Raw genomic sequence first — 16,823 nt, 5'->3', positions numbered from 1 at the left:
CTGATGAGCAGGCGCATCGTTCACGATCGCGTCAACGGGATTCGTTTCCTCACCGATCTCACCGCCACCGACCGGAGGAGCGCGAGAACATGGCGAAAACAGCAGGGGGTATCGAAGTCGAGGGCACCGTCGTCGAGTGTCTGCCCAATGCCAGCTTCAGGGTGGAGCTCGAGAACGGGCACAAGGTGCTCGCACACATCAGCGGGAAGATACGGAAGAACTACATCAAGATCGTGCTGCTCGACCGGGTACTCGTGGAGCTCAGCCCGTACGACCTCACTCGCGGCCGGATCCTGTTCCGCTACAGGACGTAGTGGTGGGCCGGCACGCGCCGGAGGAGGACGAACACGTCTCCGACCTGGCTCGGAGACGTGCTTGATGTAGGAGCCAAGACCAGAGCCGAGAACCCGGACCGGTTCGGCAGATCACCGGCCTGATGCGACGGCGGTGCCGGCGGCGGACTTCCAGTCGGCCGCCGACACCGCCGGCTCGTCTTTCGTCGGAGTGCCAACAGCGTGAGATTCGGCCAAGTGCCAACGCAGTTGGTTGAGAACCTGCCATCTTCAGTGAGCACGGACAATGGCGGCGAGTCTCACGCCGATGGCACAAGTGCCAACCAGATGCCAAGATCATTGAGAACGGGTTGATCTCCGCTGACCAGCGGATATTTCGGTTGTCCCACGGGATGTAATGCGGGCTTGAATCTCAGTTCCGTGGCATTTCTTCAGTTTTGGTGGGGTTGCGTCGTCTCAACGGTCGGCGCTCGCCTGGTCCCTCGGCCGCGCGTTAGCTTGAGATACGGGCTTCGATGCCGTCGAGGAGGAAGTCGAGGCCGGTCCGGAAGGTTTGGTCGGCGTCGAGGTGGGGGCCATCGTGGACGATCGTGGCCAGCGCGGGGAATCGGCCGGTGGCGAAGGTCCGCTGCAGATAAGGCCCGAAGGTGGCCTGCCACTGCATCTGGTCCATCCCGGAGGCTCGCTCGGCGCGTCGCTCGGTGATCTCCCGGCGCACCGCGCCGATTACGTACGCGTTGACCGCGGCGATCGCCGGCACGACGGTGTCCAGGTCGACGCCGTCCATTCCGGCCGCTACAGCCTCCCCGCTGGCCAGCGTGTTCGGCCCGAGCTGGGGCCGCCCACCGAGCAGGTCGGCGAGCCATTCGTGCTGGTGGGCGGCCTGCCGGGTGGTTTCGGCAAGGGAGCGCAGCACCTCTCGCCAACCGTCTCCGGCCGGCCGGATCTCGGCGTGGACCGCATCGACCATCAGGTCGAGCAACTCCTCCTTGGTGGCGATGTAGCCATACAGCCGCATCGGTCCGACGTCCAGCACCGCGGCGACCTTGCGCAGCGACACCGCGTCCAGGCCGTCCGCATCGGCGAGTTGGATCGCCGCTTGGACGATCCGCTCCCGGCTCAGCGGGGCCGGCACCGGTCGATCCGGCGGCTCCGGCCGCTCCCACACCAACATGCCGACGACAATACAGCGCTGGGATTGATACAGTGTATTGACTGATACGGTGAATCGAGGTAACTATGACCATCGCCATTGTCGGAGCCGGATTGGGTGGCTTGGCCCTTGCTCGGGTGCTGCACGTGAACGGCATCGACGCCGTTGTGCACGAACGTGAATCGTCGCGCGGTGCGCGCGGTCAGGGCGGCATGCTCGACATCCACTCCGGGCAGCGGGCGCTGCGCGAGGCCGGTCTGATCGACCAGTTCTACGCGATTGCCCGTGGTGAGGGCCAGGACATGCGGCTTCTCGAGCCGGACGGCACCCTGCTGCTGCAGGAGGACACGCCCGAGGGCGCCCCGCTTGAGCGACCCGAGGTGGACCGGGCCGATCTGCGCAACCTGCTGCTGGACTCTCTTCCTGAACACGCGGTGCGCTGGGGGCACGCGTTTGAGTCCGCTGACAACGGCCTGCTGCACTTCGCCGACGGCAGCAGTGCGACGTATGACCTGCTGGTCGGCGCCGACGGCGCGAACTCCAGGGTCCGCGCGCTGCTCACCGACGCCCGGCCGGCGCATATCGGCCAGAACGTCGTCGAGCTCGGCATTCCCGACATCGACCGCACCCACCCCGACCTCGCGGCGATGGTCGGGCGCGGCAACTACTGGGTGCTCGGCAACGGACGATCCCTGGCAGCGCAGCGCAACGGCGACGGCCGCGTTCGCATCGGCCTCAGCTTCTACAACACCGCCGAGGACTGGTTCGCCACCAGCGGGATCCCGTTCGACGATCCAGCCGCCGCCCGGGCGCGGCTGATCGACCTGCTCACCGGCTGGGACTCACGGTTCACCGCACTGATCGCAGCCTGCGACGACACGGTCCTGCCACGGTCGATCACTACTCTCCCGGTCGGCCTGACCTGGCCGTCAACGCCAGACGTCACGCTGCTCGGCGATGCCGCGCACCTGATGCCGCCGGTGGGGGAGGGTGCCAACATGGCGCTGCTCGACGGCGCCCTGCTCGGCCTCGCGCTGGCCGCGCACCCGGACGACTTTCCCGCCGCCGTCAAAGAATACGAACGCGAGATGTTCGAACGCACCAGCGCTGCCGCCCGGATGTCCGCGGACATGCAGGAATTGCTGATGTCGCCGGACGCCGGCCAGAAAATGCTCGCATTTTTCCAACCTGGCTGAAGGTAACCGAATACGACCAGGAAACCTGGTCGTCCAGCCAGCGCGATCCCCCGGGCGGTTCGGCCCCTCGGTTGTCTCACCGACATTGGTCGAGCGTGGCCAGGATTGGCATTACTTCTTGTGCGAATTTCTCGCCGGCAGGCGTCAACCTGATGCCCTGAATCGCAGAGGAGACCACCGGCAGGCAAACGCAGGTGACAGTCCGCATGATCGCCTCCCGCACCCGGCTCAACGACAGCCTCGTGAGGCTCGTGACCCAGCGCCTTGTTAACGCCGAGCTCCTAAGGCGGCTGCCGCAAGACCGCGCACGCGCTCCTGCCTACCACGAGGTTCAACGTGCCGGCGGCACATGGGACGCGCTCATCGCCTTGTGCGTTCGCCTCGCGTCCGAATCGTCTGGCGAACTGCAAGCGCCGAGCAATTCAAACGAAATACTGAGGGCATCGCGAATTGCGGTGTCGCGAATTCTCTGCGTGGACGCAGGTTGGCGGGGTCATTTCTCGGTGGTGGGCGGGGTGGAGGCTTGTGCGGGGACACGCTCCAGCACGACGACGGGGATCTGCCTGCCGGCAGCTGCCTCGAACTCGGCGAACTTCGGGACGAGTGCTATCTCTTTCGCCCAGATCCGCTCGCGCTCCGCGCCCTGCGCGAGCCGCGCTACGACCGGCACTCTCTCCGTGCCCACCTCGACTGTGGCCTGCGGGTTCGCCATGAGGTTGTGGTACCAGACCGGATGACGCGGACTGCCACCGTAGGTTCCAAAGACGGCCCAGCTATCGCCGACCGGCTGGAAGAACAATGGGCTGATCCGCTCGCGTCCGGTCTTGGCCCCGGTGTGGTGCACCAAGATCAGCGGCATGCCTCGCTCGTCGAACCCGGGAATCCGGGGCGGGACGGGGCGGCCCGCGGCGAAATCCTCGTCGCTACTCCACGCCGCGTACCCGGCGTTCGCTCGGACCTCAGTGATGATGCGTTCGTTCCATCTGGTGATGTCCGGGGACTTGGCCTCGTTCGCTGTGGTCGTGGACGGGTCGGACATGACATCCCCTTCACTATCCGGAGCACTTGCTCCTCAAAGTATCACAGAGGGGAGCATGTGCTCCGCATAAGGAGGTATGCTCGACCACATGGCAGTGGCTGAACCGGAAGGCACCGCCCGGCGCCGCGCGCCGCGCGTGGACGCGATCCGCAACCGGGAAGCGATCATCGAGGCCGCCGCGGCCGTGCTGGCCGAGCAGGGCACCTCGGTGGACGTGCGCGAGATCGCCCGCCGCAGCGAGGTGGGCATGGGCACCCTCTATCGGCACTTCCCGAAGAAGGAGGACCTCGTTCACACGGTCCTGCGCAAGGACTTCTCGGAATGGGCGGAATCCGCGCGCCAGACGGCGATCGACGCCGAGGACCCCTGGACGGCACTGACCGACTTCTACCAGCAGGCCCTGACCGGCTACGCACGCCACCGCGCGATCATGGAGAACTTCGCGCTGACCTGGTCGGTCCCCGATCTGGAGGGCATCCAGCAGCTTCGCCTCGTCATCGAGGAACTGTGCGCCCGCACCGCCGCGGCGGGTCTGCTGCGCCCCGGCGTGACCACCGACGACCTGCTGCTCCTGCTGGTCTCACTAGGCCACGCCGTCCAGGTCACCGACGAGTGCCGCCCACAGATGTGGCACAGGCTGCTGCGCATCTCCCTCGACGGCCTGCGCGCAGACCACCGCGAACCACTTCCCATCGACACCGCACCAGGCAGCGTCTCACGATTACTTCGTAAATGAGATTGATATGAAGTCATCCGTGAGAAAATGAAGTCAGCCGTGAGATCCTGCAAAGCTGTAGGGTCTCATCGGCCGTGACATTTTGATTCGGTGCGACCTGGCGTTTCTCGGTTGTCTCGCCGTGATGCCACCCCAAGAAGTCTCAGTTTCGTGGCATTTCCTCAGCGGCGAATTCTGGCGCGTTTCGGGGCTGTCGCCTTGGGCGTAGGCCGGGGGCGGCCGGAGCTAACCATCGTACGCGGTGGATTCAAGGACCAGGCAACGAGCGCGGAAGACCTTCCATAGGCCGTCTACTGTTTTCGGGCGCAGGTGTGCCCGTTCGAGCCAAATGTGAAGCTGTAGGTGCTCGGCGAACTCCACATCACCCGGTGCAGTGATCAGCCGACGTAAGTTCGACCTTCGTGGAACGAGCGAAATCGAAGACGTTCATCCTCGTGCATGGTGCCTGGCACGGCCCGTGGTGCTGGTCACGGGTGGGCGAGTACCTGACGGCACGTGGACACGATGTCATATGCCCACGGCTGCCGTCCGACACCGCCGACGCCGGCCAGGACGAGTACCTCTCGGCGATCGAAGACGCACTCCGAACCCGTTCCGACGTCGTTCTCGTCGCGCACTCGATGAGCGGGCTGCTGGCACCGCTGGCGGTCGGCAACCGCGCGGTTAGCTCTCTCGTCCTGCTCGCCGCCCTGGTACGCCGACCCGGAACCACGTGGTCGGACAACGGGCTCGAGCCGTTCGCCGAGCCGATGCGGAAGGTGCTCACCCAGGCCACTGTCGACGAAACCGGTTGCCTGGCCCTGGACCCGGCCGACGCGACCGAGCTGTTCTACCGACTGCCTCCCGGGTGACGCCGCCGACGCGGTTGGACGGTTGCGCCCCGATGCAACCGCGCTGTATCAGCAGACTTGTCCGGATCTACCGGAGCGCAGGGTGCCGACCACCTACGTGGCGTGCCGCGACGATCGCGTGGTGGACGGCGAATGGAACGCCACTGTGGCCCAGGAGTTGCTCGGTGCTGCGGTCCGCGAGATCGACGCCGGACACTCGCCGTTCTGGTCTGCACCGGAACGACTCGCCGGGCTACTGGTCGAGTTGGCCTGACACACCAAGCACTGGACTCCACGAAATGTCGGGCTTCGGGGGCACCAGCGGCCCCCGGCCCACAAGAAGGGCCACGATGTTCCACACGAATGGCCCAATCTCACAACCCACCGCACAAGTGCAGTCGAAATGCAGTCGCGCATGAGAAAGTGCAGCGGAAAATGAGACCCTGCAAAGCCTGTGGGGTCTCAAACCGCGTGACATGTTGATCTTGTTTGGCCTGGGGTTTTGCGCGTTGTCTCAGTCGGACTGCGGGCCTGGGTGTCTCACTTCGGTGGCATTTCTTCATGGGTGAGCAGGCAGCTGGTCCCACGAACGACCTCGGCCCCCGAGCTCTGCCGCCGGAAAATCGCTGTTCAGAAAAGTGATCCCGTAGGCAGACTGCGGGCGTGGCCGTACTGGAGAAGACCGTGCGGGCGCCGGGCCGGGCCCAGGCGACCGGGCTGAGCCTGACCTCGTGGGTGCTGTTCGCGAGTTCCGGCCCGCTCGCCAAGGCGGTAATGGCGGCGGGCTGGTCCCCGATGGCAGTGACCTCGGTGCGGATCACGTTAGCCGCAGTACTGCTGGCGCCAGTGGTCGTGGTGCTGCGGCCGCAGGCACTGCGGTTCCGTCGTGCCGACCTGTGGCTGCTGCTCAGCTACGGCCTGCTCGGCGTCGCCGGAGTGCAGCTGTTCTTCTTCCTGGCCGTGGCCCGGATCCCGGTCGGGGTGGCGATGGTGCTGGTCAACCTGGCGCCCGCGCTCGTCGCACTGTGGGTGCGGGTGGTGCGCCGCACCCGGCTGCCCGGTCTGGTGTGGCTGGGTATCGGGCTGGCCGTGGCCGGGTTGGCCCTGATCGCGGAGATCTGGCAGGGCGCCCGGCTGGACCTGCTCGGCGTCTCCGCTGGGCTGGCCGCGGCGATCTGCTCGGCCGGGTACTTCCTGATCGGAGAGCACGGCGCGAGCCGGCACGACGCGTTCGGGCTGACCGCAGCCGGGCTGGCGATCGGCGCGGTGGTGGTGGTCGCGGTCAGCCCGCCGTGGACGCTGCCCTCGGGCCTGCTCACCGCACCCGCGGTACTCGGCGGCCTGCAGGCCCCGGTGTGGCTGACACTGCTGATGCTGGCCGTGGCCGGCACCGCGTTGCCCTACCTGGCCGGACTGCGGGCACTGCGCGATCTGCCCTCGGCTTTGGCCAGCGTGCTGGCCCTGGTGGAACCGTTGGTCGCCGCCGTGCTGGCCTGGCTGCTGCTCGGCCAGGCGCTCGGCCTGACGCAGCTGGCCGGGGCGGTAGTTCTGCTCACCGGCGCGGTGCTGGTGCAACTGGCCGGCCCGAAGCCACTCCCGGACGGCCCCGATCTTGCACAGCGCTAGTTTGTCCAGTCAGGCGCCCTGGTCTGCGGATCGGTCGATCTAGTGATCAACAGCCCATTTCTCAGTCCGATGGCCAATTGGCCAGACAGTGGCCATCAAGACTGAGAATTGGCCACGAGTTTTGAGAACCTGCAAAGCCGGGAGCTACTCCTGGGCCATGTCGACGAAGCGACTGTAGTGCAGCTGGTGGGCGACCGTGATCGTCGCCGTCGGGCCGGCACGGTGCTTCGCCAGGATCAGGTCTGCCTCGCCCATCCGCGGGTCGTCCCGCTCGAACGCGTCCGGCCGGTGGATCAGGATCACCATGTCCGCGTCCTGCTCCAGCGAGTTGTGCATTGCAATGCAGTTGGCTACGAAGTTGTGCGTGCCGTTTACCGTTGCGTCGTAGACGGGCTGCTCGCCGATGCTGGTGATCTCAGCGATCTCGTCCCAGAAGACGTCGTTGGTCGCCAGCATCTCCAAGTCCGCGTCGTCCAGTACAGCCGCTGCACGTGCCAACCGGGTCCGGCTGGGTGCGTGCTTCCAGATGGTCGAGCCGCAGAACTGGGTGTTCATCTGCGCCGAGAAGTCCCGTTGCGTCATCGAACGAGCGGCGAGGAGCCCGCGAATCCGGTCCCAAACTTCCTTGGGCACCGTATCCCGGTTGGTGTTCCCGGCGATCGCTCGCAGCTTCTCGACCGCGACGGCGGCCGGAACGGACCGGGCACCGTAGATTCCAGCCTCGTCCAGAAACTTCAGCTGGTTCTCCGCGCCGTAGACGAGCACGTGATAGCAGTCTCGATAGCCAGCCTTCTTGGCTGGCTTGATCCGCGCGAGGACACCGAGCCGAAGTAGAAGTCGCGACAGGTCCTCGGCAAGTCGGCGACTCGTCGTCGCGTAGTAAAGCCGCGCCTGCCCGGCCTTCTCGTCCCACCGCACCGAGCCGTCCGTCGCCCACAGATGCCGAAGGAACAGCGCGATCTGCTCTCGTGGCAGCGAGAAGACCTGGTCTGGGATGAACTTCTCGTGGCTGCGCAGCCCGAACAGACCCATCGCGTCGAGCCAGGCCGCGATCGGGTTCCGCTTGCCGTGCGTCAGACGATACGGTGCCGGGAGTCGGAGCGTCGTCACCTTCGCAGCTGCGTAATCGTCGCGGACTGCGGTAATGCCGAAGTGCTTCGCCGCTTCCGTCACTGCTTCCAGGTTCGCTTCGTCCACGCTCGTGTACCGGAGCGGCTGCCGCTTCACGAACGAGCCGTCGCCGATCAAATGCGCGAGCATCACGATCTCGGCTTCGGGCAACGCCTTCACATCCAGCGGCTCCGGCAGCTGTCGCGGTACGGCGACCCGCGTCCCCTCGGCCAGTTCGCCCAGTGGCACCCAACCGTCCACGGTGAGCATCGGATGGTTGGCAGTCGCCTCGATCTCGCGACCGGATGCGAGCCGGACCTTGAAGGCTTCCTTGACGCCACTGGAGAAGACGTTCGTGATAGGCCGGGGCACCAGACGCATCCGGTCGTCCAGCGACCAGACGATCGGCCGCTCGCCGGTCCTCATCAGCTCACCAAAGGTGACCTCGGCGCCGGTGTCCGCGCGAAGCAGTCGCGTGTCAGCGGTCAGACAACCGGATTCGCGGAGGTCCGAGAGCTGCGGGCGCTTGTCCGTGCGCTGTTCCGGGCCACGGTTGAGCTGGGAGATCGCGATCAGCGGCACTTCGAGTTCCTTGGCCAGCAGCTTGAGGTTTCGGGAGAACTCCGAGACCTCCTGCTGCCGGGACTCGACGCGCTTGCCGGAGGTCATCAGCTGCATGTAGTCCAGCACGATCAGCTGGATGTCGTGGCGCTGCTTGAGCCGCCGGGCCTTCGCGCGGATTTCCATCATGGTCAGGTTCGGCGAGTCGTCGACGAACAGCGGCGCCTCGCTGATCTCGCTCATCCGCCGCGCCAACCGCGTCCAGTCGTCGTCGGTCATCCGGCCACCGCGCATGTCGCCGAGCCGGATCCGGGCCTCGGCGGAGAGCATGCGCATGACGATCTCGGTGCGCCCCATTTCCAGCGAGAAGATGACGCTGCCGAGCCCGTGCTTCACCGACACCGACCTGGCGATATCCAGTCCCAGGGTGCTCTTGCCGACACCGGGCCGCGCCGCGACGATGATCATCTGGCCCGCGTGGAGGCCGTTGGTCAGGGCATCGAGGTCAGCGAAACCCGTTGGGATGCCTTGGGATTCTCCTCCTCGGGAGGCGATGGCATCGATCTCGTCCATCGTCGGCTGGAGGAGTTCTTCGAGGGCGTGGTAGTCCTCGCTGGCCCGGCGCTCCGTCACGTCGTAGATCGCGGACTGGGCCCGGTCGACGACCTCTTCGATCGCCGCGCCCTCGGAGCCGTGGTAGCCGAGCTGCACGATCCGGGTGCCCGCCTCCACCAGGCGGCGCAGGATCGCCTTCTCCGAGACGATCTCCGCGTAGTAGCCGGCGTTCGCCGCCGTGGGAACCGTGGCGATCAGGGTGTGCAGGTACGGCGCGCCGCCGACCTTGAGCAGCTCCTGGCGGCGCTCCAGCTCGGCCGACACAGTGATCGCGTCCGCCGGTTCACCGCGGCCGTAGAGGTCGAGGACGCAGTCGTAGATCGCCTGGTGCGCCGGGCGGTAGAAGTCGTTGGGGCTGAGCACCTCGACGACGTCGGCGATGGCGTCCTTGCTCAGCATCATGCCGCCGAGCACCGATTGCTCCGCCGCGAGGTCCTGCGGGGGCTGTCGTTCGAAGGTGGTAGCGCTGCTGCTCGACCCGCCGTCGCTGTCGAAGTACGGATCTTCCTGCTCGTCGGGCACCGCCACCGGACCCGTCACCTCCTCCGGCACAAGGCGATCACGCGTGGTGTGCGTGAACGCCCGCGCGCGAAGCTAGATCGCCCGCCTGGAGCAGGCAAGTCAAGCTGTGGACAAAGCTCGGGACAACCTGTGGATAGATCGAATCGAGCTGGGGATAACTCGCGTCAGCCTTCCACGCAGCTGGGGACAACTTGGGGACAAGTCGGTGTGATCGACAAAAAACCCCAGTTCAGCCCCTGTGCGAAGGCTGTGGAAGAAATCCGTGGAAAAGTCCCGGTGTGTCGCTGTCTTCGGCGTGTCGGAACTCGGCGGGGCTCGGCCTCCGCCGTGACAACCGGTGCGCGCACCGGACGCAGCATCGCCCACCCGTCACACGAATGCCGGAGTGGACGATGCCGCGTTGTGGAAACCGGTACTACCGGGTCACTGCTCGCCGGCGACCTGGACGCTGACGTTGGCCGTCACGTCCGGGTGCAGCTGCACGTCGACGACGTGCTTGCCGAGCGACTTGATGTGGCCGCGCAGGTCGACGGAGCGCTTGTCCAGGTTCGGACCACCGGCCTTGCGCACCGCGGCGACGATGTCGCCGCTGGTGATCGAGCCGAACAGCTTGCCCTGCGAGGACACCTTCGCGGTCAGCGTGACCGGGCCGAGGTCCTTCAGCTGCTGCTTGAGCTCGTGGGCGTGCTCCAGGTTGCGCACCCGGCGGTTCTCCTGCACGCGGCGGATCGTCTCGATCTGCTTCTGCGCGCCCTTGCTGGCCACGATGGCCAGGCTGCGGGGCAGCAGGTAGTTGCGCGCGTAACCGTCCTTGACCTCGACGATGTCGCCAGACTCGCCGAGACCGGTCACGTCAGCGGTAAGGATGATCTTCACGACGTGTCTCCTTCCGGGTCAGCGAGCGGTCGAGGTGTAGGGCAGCAGGGCCATCTCACGGGCGTTCTTCACCGCGATGGCGACGTCGCGCTGGTGCTGGCTGCAGTTGCCGGTCACGCGACGGGCACGGATCTTGCCGCGGTCGGAGATGTACTTCCGCAGCAGCGTCGTGTCCTTGTAGTCGATCTGCGCCGCCTTGTCCTTGCAGAACACGCAGACCTTCTTCTTCGGCTTGCGCACGGGCGCCTTGGCCATAGGTCTTCCTCCTGAGCGAAAACTTCGTAAGCGTTGCTGCGCCGTTTAGAACGGCGGCTCGTCGCTGAACCCACCACCGGAACCGGCGGGCGGCGCGGAGCCCCACGGGTCGTCGGCCGGGGGACCGGACGGGCCCCCGCCACCACTGAAGCCACTGCCGCCACGGCTGACCTTGTTCACCTTGGCGGTGGCGTAGCGCAGGGACGGCCCGATCTCGTCGACCTCGAGCTCGACGACAGTGCGCTTCTCGCCTTCCTTCGTTTCGAAGGAACGCTGCCGCAACCTGCCCTGCACGACCACGCGCATGCCGCGGGTCAGCGACTCGGCCACGTTCTCCGCGGCCTGCCGCCAGATGTTGCAGCGCAGGAACAGCGCCTCGCCGTCCTTCCACTCGCCGGACTGGCGATCGAAGGTCCGGGGCGTGGACGCGACCGTGAAGTTCGCGACCGCGGCACCGGAAGGGGTGAAGCGCAGCTCCGGATCGGCGGTCAGGTTGCCGACCACCGTGATTACCGTTTCACCAGCCATGACCTGGGGACTCCAGTCTGGTCGTTAGCGGAATCGGGCCGGTCAGGCGGACGCCTGAGCGGCGCGGGCCTTGGCGGCGCGCGCGGCCTTGCGGGGCTCGACGATCTTGCGGATGACCTTCGTCCGCAGAATCGACTCGTTGAGGTTCAGCTGCCGGTCCAGTTCCTTGATGGTGGCCGGCTCGCTGTTGAGGTCCAGGACGACGTAGATGCCCTCGGCGTTCTTCTCGATCTCGAACGAGAGCCGCCGGCGGCCCCAGACGTCGACCTTCTCGACGGTGCCACCGTCGTTGCGGACAACGTTGAGGAAGTTCTCCAAGGACGGAGCGACGGTGCGCTCGTCCATGCTCGGGTCCAGGATGACCATGAGCTCGTAGTGACGCATGAAGACCATTCACCTCCTGTGGACTCACGGCCACGGACTTTCCATGGCAGGAGGGTCGTTCGCGTCGACGAACTGGACAAGGCTAGCAAGCGGCGCCGACAACTCGGCCGACGGGGCGATGGACAGCACCGGGCCCCGGCTTCAGAACAGGAACGGGGCCACTGGGGGCTGATCCGGCCCTGGGGCGAGCGCTTCCCGCGCTGGATCCCCGGTGCCGTCTGCTTCGACGTGCCCGAGCTGGACGCGGGGCTGCTATAGCGACCCAAAAGACTCACGGCCCCGTGACCAGCCGAAACGAGCTCAGTGCCGGCGGAGGACCCAGCTGCGGACGAGGGCCGCCGTGACCACCGCCAGCGAGATCGCGGCGAGCAGCACCGGAGCCGCGACCCGGTCGGTCACCTCGGTCGGCAGCGCCTCCGCCTTGCCCGCGGCGCGGATCTCTTCCTGCTGCTCGCGGGCCTTCTGCTGCTCCTGGGACTGCTTCGCGAGGTCGCCGACGTCCGGCGTCAGGCCCGGGACCTGGCCGTAGCGGGCCTGCGCCCACGGCAGCGAGCCGCCCTGGAGGTCACGCAGGCTGGGCGGCAGAACGCTGAGCGCCGCCGGTGCCCCGCCGTTGGGCGTCAGGGCCGGTTGCGGCGGCGTGGGTGGCGGCAGGGTGGAGCTCGGCGGCGGCGGGTTCGTGCTGGGCTGCGGGTTCGGCGCCGGCTGCGGCTTCTCGGTCGGCGGCGGTTGCGGGGACGGCGGCGGCTGTTCCACCGCTGGCTTCGCGGCCTTCACCGTGAGGGCGTTGCCGAGGCTGACGAGGTTGGTGAAGTGCCAGGTCACCGCGTCGACCTTGCCGGCGGGCAGGCCGATCTCGGCGAGCCTGGGCGCGGCGGCCTTGGCGATGTCATTGCCGGAGTAGAAGGTGCGGCCCTCCGGAGCGGCCCCGAGCGAGATCGGCGTCAGGTCGCCGAACTTCTCGGCGGCGTCGTCTGCCGGGCCGAAGGCCAGCGGCATGGCGAGCAGCACGGCCTCGCGGACCTTGAAGTCGAGCGTGGACGGCGCGATGGTGATCTGCTGGCCGGGTTCCGCGTCGACGATCGCCAGGGGCTGGTCGACGACCAGCGGGTCGGCCGCGAAGGCGGTGCTCGCGCCGAGGAAGGTGCTCGCGGTGATCGCTAAGCCGACCAGGCCGGCGGACACGGTCCGGCCGAGCGCGTTCGGCCTGACCAGCGGATTGGGTTTCCCCCGTGCGCCCATTTCTCGTCTCCCCACGGCAGTCCGAATGCCGATCACTCTCTCAAGATTAATAACGCCCGAACACCGCCATTGGTGACGCCCCCCGGGGAAAAACCGCGGGTTCCCGCGCTGTGGGACCGGGCCGTTCACGCCGCCGGGAGGCGATCCGGTCGGCCGCCTAGACTTCGGGTATGCGTATCGGCGCCCACGTTCGCGATGATGACCCGTTGGCCGCCGCCGCCGAGCGCGGCGCGGAGGTCGTGCAGTTCTTCCTGTCGGACCCGCAGGGCTGGAAGGCCCCGAAGCCGCATCCGCAGGCGGAGCAGTTGCGCGACAGCGACGTCGCGGTGTTCATCCACGCGCCGTACGTGATCAACGTTGCCTCGCTGAACAACCGGATCCGGATTCCGTCCCGCAAGGCCGTGGCGCAGCAGGCGACGGCAGCGGCCGCGGTGGGCGCGCAGGGCCTGATCGTGCACGGCGGGCACGTGACCAAGGACGACGCGCCCGCAGAGGGCGTGTCGAACTGGCGGAAGCTGTTCGAGCGGCAGGCCGCGGACGGCGGTTTCGACGTGCCGATCCTGATCGAGAACACCGCAGGCGGGGCCAATGCGATGGCGCGGCGGTTCGACGCGCTGGCGCGGTTGTGGGATGCGGTCGGCGAGTTCGGGGCGGGTTTCTGCCTGGACACCTGCCACGCGCACGCCGCGGGCGAGGAGCTGCTGGACATCGTCGACCGGGTGAAGGCGATCACCGGGCGGATCGATCTGGTGCACCTCAACGATTCGCGGGACGAGTTCGGCTCGTCGCGGGACCGGCACGCCAACATCGGGGCGGGCAACATCGATCCGGATCTGCTGGTCGCGGTGTGCGCGAGCGCGGGGGCGCCGGTGGTGGTGGAGACGCCGGACGAGGGCCAGGCCGACGACATCGCGTTCCTCCGCGGCAAGGTCGCCTGAACGCATCGACTTTTCGCGGTATCGAACGGGAGTGATCGGCATCAGCGCTAGGACTGCCCGCGGGTTGACGATCTCCGGCTTAGTCGCGCTGTGCATGTTCACCGCGCTGTCGCTGGCGCTGGGTTACGCGAACAAGGCCCGTTGCACCGGCCCGCTCTTCGACGAGTGGGGACGTTCGGAGCCCGCTTACCAGGAGCGGGCTTACGGCGATGTGTGCTACTCCGACATCCAGAACCTGTGGGTCGGCCGGGACATCGACCGGCACGTCTTCCCCTACGTGCACGGCGGGATCGAGCCCGACGGGACGTTGTACGGCGGGGTGGTCGAGTACCCGGTGCTGACCGGCGTGCTGATCTGGGTGGGCGCGTTGTTCGCCGACACGGACGCGGGCTTCCTGGCCTCGTCGGCGTTGTTGATGGCGCCGTTCGGGTTGGCCGTCGCGTGGTGGTTGGGCCGGTTGAGCGGCTGGCGGGCGTTGTTGTGGGCGTTGAGCCCGCCGTTGGTGCTTTATGCGTTCCACAACTGGGATTTGCCGGTCGTGGCGTGCGCGGTGGCCGCGGTGTTCGTCGTGCATCGGTGGACGTCGGTGTCGTTGCGTCGGCGGGCGACGGCGGCCGCGGTGTTGTTGGGCTTGGGTTTCGCGCTCAAGCTGTACCCGGCGCTTTTCGTGCTGCCGTTGGCGTTGTACGTGCTGACCGAGGGCCGTGGCGAGGAGCGGCGGTTCGACGTGCGTGGCGCGTTGCAGGTCGTCGGGGCCGCGGTCGGGACGGCGGTGCTGGCGAATGTGCCGTTCATGCTGGCCGGGTTCGGCGGCTGGCTGGCGTCGTTCGACTTCCAGTCCCGGCGGCAGGTGGACATCAGCACGAACTCGATCTGGTACTGGGGTTTCCGGCATTGGACGGAGTACGAGGGCTTCCAGTCGGCGATGAGCGTGGTGTCGCCGCTGCTGATGCTGTTGTCGTTCGCGGTGGCTTGCGCGGTCGGCTGGTTGCGCTACGAGCGCACCGGCACGTATCCGTGGGTTCAGGTGTCGGCGGCGATGCTGTGCGGTTTCTTGTTGCTGCACAAGGTGCATTCGCCGCAGTACACGTTGTGGTTGTTGCCGTTCTTCGTGCTGCTGGCGGTGCGCTGGGGCTGGATCGTGGCGTACCTGGTGGCGGACCTGGCGATGGGCATCAGCATCTTCCGCTGGTTCTACCTGAACATGGCGGGCGAGCCGAACGGCATCCACGACGGTTTCACGTCGCAGGCGCTGATGATCGGCGTCTGGGGCCGGGCGGCGCTGCTGGTGGGCCTGTTCGTGGCGTTCCTCGCCGCGCGCTCCACTGTGGATGATGGTGCCGCCGGGCGGAGCGTGTTCAGGATGCGTACCGAGTCGCCAGCGCGGTGACGGTTTCGGCGACCGCGGCGCGGAGCTCGGGCGGGCCGAGGACCTCGGCTTCGGCGCCGAGGCGGAGCACGTCGTGGACTGCGACGTCCTGCTGTTCGACGAGCAGGTCGACCTCCACCCAGCCGTGCTCGTCGGGCGGCCCGGCGGCGGCGAGGGCGTTGGTGCCGAGGGAGCCGAACTTCGCGGGCAGCAACCGTTGCGCGAGCGGCGAGATCCGCAGGCGAGCGGTTCCGCGGTACATCGCGGCTTCCATGCGCCGGGCGGATTCCGCCCAGCTGGCGGCGAGGTCGAAGCCCGCGGGCCGGGCGAAGGTGGCCGGGGTGATCTCCACGGCCAGGAAGCGGGAGATCCGGTAGGTGCGGATGGCTTCGCCGACCTGGGCCACGAGGTACCAGATCCCGCCTTTCAGGACGATGCCCAGCGGCTGGAGCTCTCGGTGCACCTCGCCGCGCCAGCGGCGGTAGTGCACGCGCAGCACGCGTTGTTCCCACACCGCCTGGGCGATCTCGGCCAGGTGCGGCACCTCGTCGGCGTCGCGGAACCAGCCCTTCGCGTCGAGGTGGAACCGGTCCTGGATGCGGCGGGCCCGCTCGGCCAGTTCGGCCGGCAGCGCGGCTTGGACCTTCAGCTGCGCGGTGGCCAGGACCGCGCCGAGGCCGAGCTCCCGCGCCGGTCCGGGCGCGCCGGCGAGGAAGAGGGAGCCGGCTTCGGCGTCGGTGAGGCCGGTCAGCCGGGTGCGGTAGCCGTCCATCAGGCGGTAGCCGCCGTCGGGTCCGCGGTCGGCGCAGACCGGGACGCCCGCCGCGCCTAGGGCCTCGATGTCGCGGTAGACGGTGCGGACCGACACCTCCAGCGCCGCGGCGAGCTCGGTCGCGGTCATCCGGCCGCGGTTCTGCAGCAGCAGGAGCACGGTGAGGAGCCGGTCGGCGCGCATGCCCGGAATTTTGCCCGCCGTACCTGACAGGAGATGTCAGGTACGGCGTTCAGGCTGGTCGCAAGACCGATTGAAGGGATGTCCATGACCACCGGAAGCTTCACCGTCGTCCGCTGGGACGAGAGCGTCATCGGCGATGGCGAGCAGCACCCGAAGCTCGCCCGCGCCGCGATCACCAACAAGTTCACCGGTGGCATCGAGGCGGCCGAGGTCGCCTGCGAGTACACCCTCACGTACAGCACCGAGCTGACCGGTTCGTTCATCGGGATGCAGCTGATCCGCGGGACGCTCGACGGGCGCAAGGGCGCTTTCGCCATCCAGGAGCGCGGCCACTTCGGCGACGACGGCTCGATCCACGCCACCTTCGAGGTGGTGCCGGGCTCGGGCACCGACGAGCTGTCCGGGCTGCGCGGCACCGGCCGCTACACGGCCACCAGCGGCGAGCTCACGGTGCCCTACGAGTTCGACTACGCGCTGGACTGACGATCGGGGCCGTGAGTCTTTTGCCGATCTCCTGCCAGGCCCGGGCGTCGGCGAAGACGTCCCAGAACCTCTCCAGGATCACCACGTCGCCGCGCTGGTCGCGACCCACGGT

At 67.5% G+C, this 16,823-nt stretch carries 18 protein-coding genes; 9 read left to right on the top strand and 9 right to left on the bottom strand.

What is annotated here, in order from left to right; all coding sequences use genetic code 11:
- Nucleotides 1-89: 89 nt before the first annotated feature.
- Nucleotides 90-314: a translation initiation factor IF-1 gene (gene infA / locus AB0I53_RS37805; protein WP_358613821.1), complete on the top strand. Its 225-nt coding sequence runs from the start codon at nt 90-92 to the stop codon at nt 312-314.
- A 472-nt stretch (nt 315-786) separates the two neighbouring features.
- Here infA and AB0I53_RS37800 read toward each other — a convergent pair whose 3' ends face one another.
- Complete coding sequence (locus AB0I53_RS37800) at nt 787-1,467, bottom strand: TetR/AcrR family transcriptional regulator C-terminal domain-containing protein (RefSeq protein WP_358613819.1); 681 nt, start codon at nt 1,465-1,467, stop codon at nt 787-789.
- Nucleotides 1,468-1,532: 65 nt separating this feature from the next.
- On the opposite strand from AB0I53_RS37800, the gene AB0I53_RS37795 reads away from it, so the two are divergent.
- Nucleotides 1,533-2,642 (top strand): FAD-dependent monooxygenase, encoded by a 1,110-nt coding sequence (locus tag AB0I53_RS37795; protein WP_358613817.1) that lies wholly within the window; start codon nt 1,533-1,535, stop codon nt 2,640-2,642.
- A gap of 493 nt (nt 2,643-3,135) precedes the next feature.
- Here AB0I53_RS37795 and AB0I53_RS37790 read toward each other — a convergent pair whose 3' ends face one another.
- Complete coding sequence (locus AB0I53_RS37790; protein WP_358613815.1) at nt 3,136-3,681, bottom strand: nitroreductase/quinone reductase family protein; 546 nt, start codon at nt 3,679-3,681, stop codon at nt 3,136-3,138.
- Between the two features lie 88 nt (nt 3,682-3,769).
- Here AB0I53_RS37790 and AB0I53_RS37785 point away from each other — a divergent pair, with 88 nt between their 5' ends.
- From AB0I53_RS37785 to AB0I53_RS37770, 4 genes are all read left to right on the top strand, one after another.
- Entirely contained in the window at nt 3,770-4,417 is a 648-nt protein-coding gene (locus tag AB0I53_RS37785) for a helix-turn-helix domain-containing protein (protein WP_358613813.1), read from the top strand.
- A 401-nt stretch (nt 4,418-4,818) separates the two neighbouring features.
- Complete coding sequence (locus tag AB0I53_RS37780; protein WP_358613811.1) at nt 4,819-5,268, top strand: alpha/beta fold hydrolase; 450 nt, start codon at nt 4,819-4,821, stop codon at nt 5,266-5,268.
- Nucleotides 5,192-5,521, top strand: coding sequence for an alpha/beta hydrolase (locus AB0I53_RS37775; RefSeq protein WP_358613881.1), 330 nt, complete (start codon nt 5,192-5,194; stop codon nt 5,519-5,521). Before AB0I53_RS37780 ends, AB0I53_RS37775 begins: the two co-directional genes overlap by 77 nt.
- Nucleotides 5,522-5,910: 389 nt before the next feature.
- Nucleotides 5,911-6,873 (top strand): EamA family transporter, encoded by a 963-nt coding sequence (locus AB0I53_RS37770; RefSeq protein ID WP_358613809.1) that lies wholly within the window; start codon nt 5,911-5,913, stop codon nt 6,871-6,873.
- 144 nt (nt 6,874-7,017) lie between these two features.
- On the opposite strand, the gene AB0I53_RS37765 is transcribed toward AB0I53_RS37770, so the two are convergent.
- The 6 genes from AB0I53_RS37765 to AB0I53_RS37740 all read right to left on the bottom strand — a co-directional run bounded on the left by AB0I53_RS37765 (nt 7,018) and on the right by AB0I53_RS37740 (nt 12,966).
- Nucleotides 7,018-9,687: a replicative DNA helicase gene (locus AB0I53_RS37765; protein WP_358613880.1), complete on the bottom strand. Its 2,670-nt coding sequence runs from the start codon at nt 9,685-9,687 to the stop codon at nt 7,018-7,020.
- A 417-nt stretch (nt 9,688-10,104) separates the two neighbouring features.
- Complete coding sequence (rplI, locus tag AB0I53_RS37760) at nt 10,105-10,557, bottom strand: 50S ribosomal protein L9 (RefSeq protein WP_358613807.1); 453 nt, start codon at nt 10,555-10,557, stop codon at nt 10,105-10,107.
- Nucleotides 10,558-10,575: 18 nt separating this feature from the next.
- Nucleotides 10,576-10,812 carry a 30S ribosomal protein S18 gene (gene rpsR / locus AB0I53_RS37755; protein WP_093151213.1) on the bottom strand — a complete coding sequence of 79 codons (237 nt, stop codon included), beginning with the start codon at nt 10,810-10,812 and terminating at the stop codon, nt 10,576-10,578.
- Nucleotides 10,813-10,857: 45 nt separating this feature from the next.
- The gene (locus AB0I53_RS37750; protein ID WP_093263833.1) at nt 10,858-11,340 is read right to left on the bottom strand and encodes a single-stranded DNA-binding protein; all 483 of its coding nucleotides are present in this window, start codon (nt 11,338-11,340) and stop codon (nt 10,858-10,860) included.
- A gap of 42 nt (nt 11,341-11,382) precedes the next feature.
- Nucleotides 11,383-11,733, bottom strand: coding sequence for a 30S ribosomal protein S6 (gene rpsF, locus AB0I53_RS37745; protein WP_358613805.1), 351 nt, complete (start codon nt 11,731-11,733; stop codon nt 11,383-11,385).
- A 291-nt stretch (nt 11,734-12,024) separates the two neighbouring features.
- Nucleotides 12,025-12,966, bottom strand: coding sequence for a hypothetical protein (locus AB0I53_RS37740; RefSeq protein ID WP_358613803.1), 942 nt, complete (start codon nt 12,964-12,966; stop codon nt 12,025-12,027).
- Nucleotides 12,967-13,136: 170 nt separating this feature from the next.
- On the opposite strand from AB0I53_RS37740, the gene AB0I53_RS37735 reads away from it, so the two are divergent.
- Entirely contained in the window at nt 13,137-13,904 is a 768-nt protein-coding gene (locus AB0I53_RS37735) for a deoxyribonuclease IV (RefSeq protein ID WP_358613801.1), read from the top strand.
- A gap of 94 nt (nt 13,905-13,998) precedes the next feature.
- A complete protein-coding gene (locus AB0I53_RS37730) occupies nt 13,999-15,294 on the top strand; it encodes a glycosyltransferase 87 family protein (protein ID WP_358613879.1) in 1,296 nt (431 codons plus the stop codon).
- On the opposite strand, the gene AB0I53_RS37725 is transcribed toward AB0I53_RS37730, so the two are convergent.
- Nucleotides 15,263-16,228: a WYL domain-containing protein gene (locus tag AB0I53_RS37725; RefSeq protein WP_358613799.1), complete on the bottom strand. Its 966-nt coding sequence runs from the start codon at nt 16,226-16,228 to the stop codon at nt 15,263-15,265. The two genes, AB0I53_RS37730 and AB0I53_RS37725, sit on opposite strands and share 32 nt — an antisense overlap.
- Before the next feature lie 84 nt (nt 16,229-16,312).
- Here AB0I53_RS37725 and AB0I53_RS37720 point away from each other — a divergent pair, with 84 nt between their 5' ends.
- Nucleotides 16,313-16,711: a DUF3224 domain-containing protein gene (locus AB0I53_RS37720; protein WP_358613797.1), complete on the top strand. Its 399-nt coding sequence runs from the start codon at nt 16,313-16,315 to the stop codon at nt 16,709-16,711.
- Nucleotides 16,712-16,823: the final 112 nt, after the last annotated feature.

The organism is Saccharopolyspora sp. NPDC050389, from assembly GCF_040655595.1.
Taxonomy (GTDB): domain Bacteria; phylum Actinomycetota; class Actinomycetes; order Mycobacteriales; family Pseudonocardiaceae; genus Saccharopolyspora.
Note: the sequence above shows the minus strand (reverse complement) of the source record. Positions and strands in the feature narration are given on the sequence as shown.

What these genes read in the sequence shown, in the direction of transcription:
- infA (WP_358613821.1), top strand. Translation starts at nt 90, where the DNA reads ATGGCGAAAACAGCAGGGGGTATCGAAGTCGAGGGCACCGTCGTCGAG.
- AB0I53_RS37800 (WP_358613819.1), bottom strand. Translation starts at nt 1,467, where the DNA reads ATGTTGGTGTGGGAGCGGCCGGAGCCGCCGGATCGACCGGTGCCGGCC.
- AB0I53_RS37795 (WP_358613817.1), top strand. Translation starts at nt 1,533, where the DNA reads ATGACCATCGCCATTGTCGGAGCCGGATTGGGTGGCTTGGCCCTTGCT.
- AB0I53_RS37790 (WP_358613815.1), bottom strand. Translation starts at nt 3,681, where the DNA reads ATGTCCGACCCGTCCACGACCACAGCGAACGAGGCCAAGTCCCCGGAC.
- AB0I53_RS37785 (WP_358613813.1), top strand. Translation starts at nt 3,770, where the DNA reads ATGGCAGTGGCTGAACCGGAAGGCACCGCCCGGCGCCGCGCGCCGCGC.
- rpsR (WP_093151213.1), bottom strand. Translation starts at nt 10,812, where the DNA reads ATGGCCAAGGCGCCCGTGCGCAAGCCGAAGAAGAAGGTCTGCGTGTTC.
- AB0I53_RS37750 (WP_093263833.1), bottom strand. Translation starts at nt 11,340, where the DNA reads ATGGCTGGTGAAACGGTAATCACGGTGGTCGGCAACCTGACCGCCGAT.
- rpsF (WP_358613805.1), bottom strand. Translation starts at nt 11,733, where the DNA reads ATGGTCTTCATGCGTCACTACGAGCTCATGGTCATCCTGGACCCGAGC.
- AB0I53_RS37740 (WP_358613803.1), bottom strand. Translation starts at nt 12,966, where the DNA reads ATGGGCGCACGGGGGAAACCCAATCCGCTGGTCAGGCCGAACGCGCTC.
- AB0I53_RS37735 (WP_358613801.1), top strand. Translation starts at nt 13,137, where the DNA reads ATGCGTATCGGCGCCCACGTTCGCGATGATGACCCGTTGGCCGCCGCC.
- AB0I53_RS37730 (WP_358613879.1), top strand. Translation starts at nt 13,999, where the DNA reads ATGTTCACCGCGCTGTCGCTGGCGCTGGGTTACGCGAACAAGGCCCGT.
- AB0I53_RS37725 (WP_358613799.1), bottom strand. Translation starts at nt 16,228, where the DNA reads ATGCGCGCCGACCGGCTCCTCACCGTGCTCCTGCTGCTGCAGAACCGC.
- AB0I53_RS37720 (WP_358613797.1), top strand. Translation starts at nt 16,313, where the DNA reads ATGACCACCGGAAGCTTCACCGTCGTCCGCTGGGACGAGAGCGTCATC.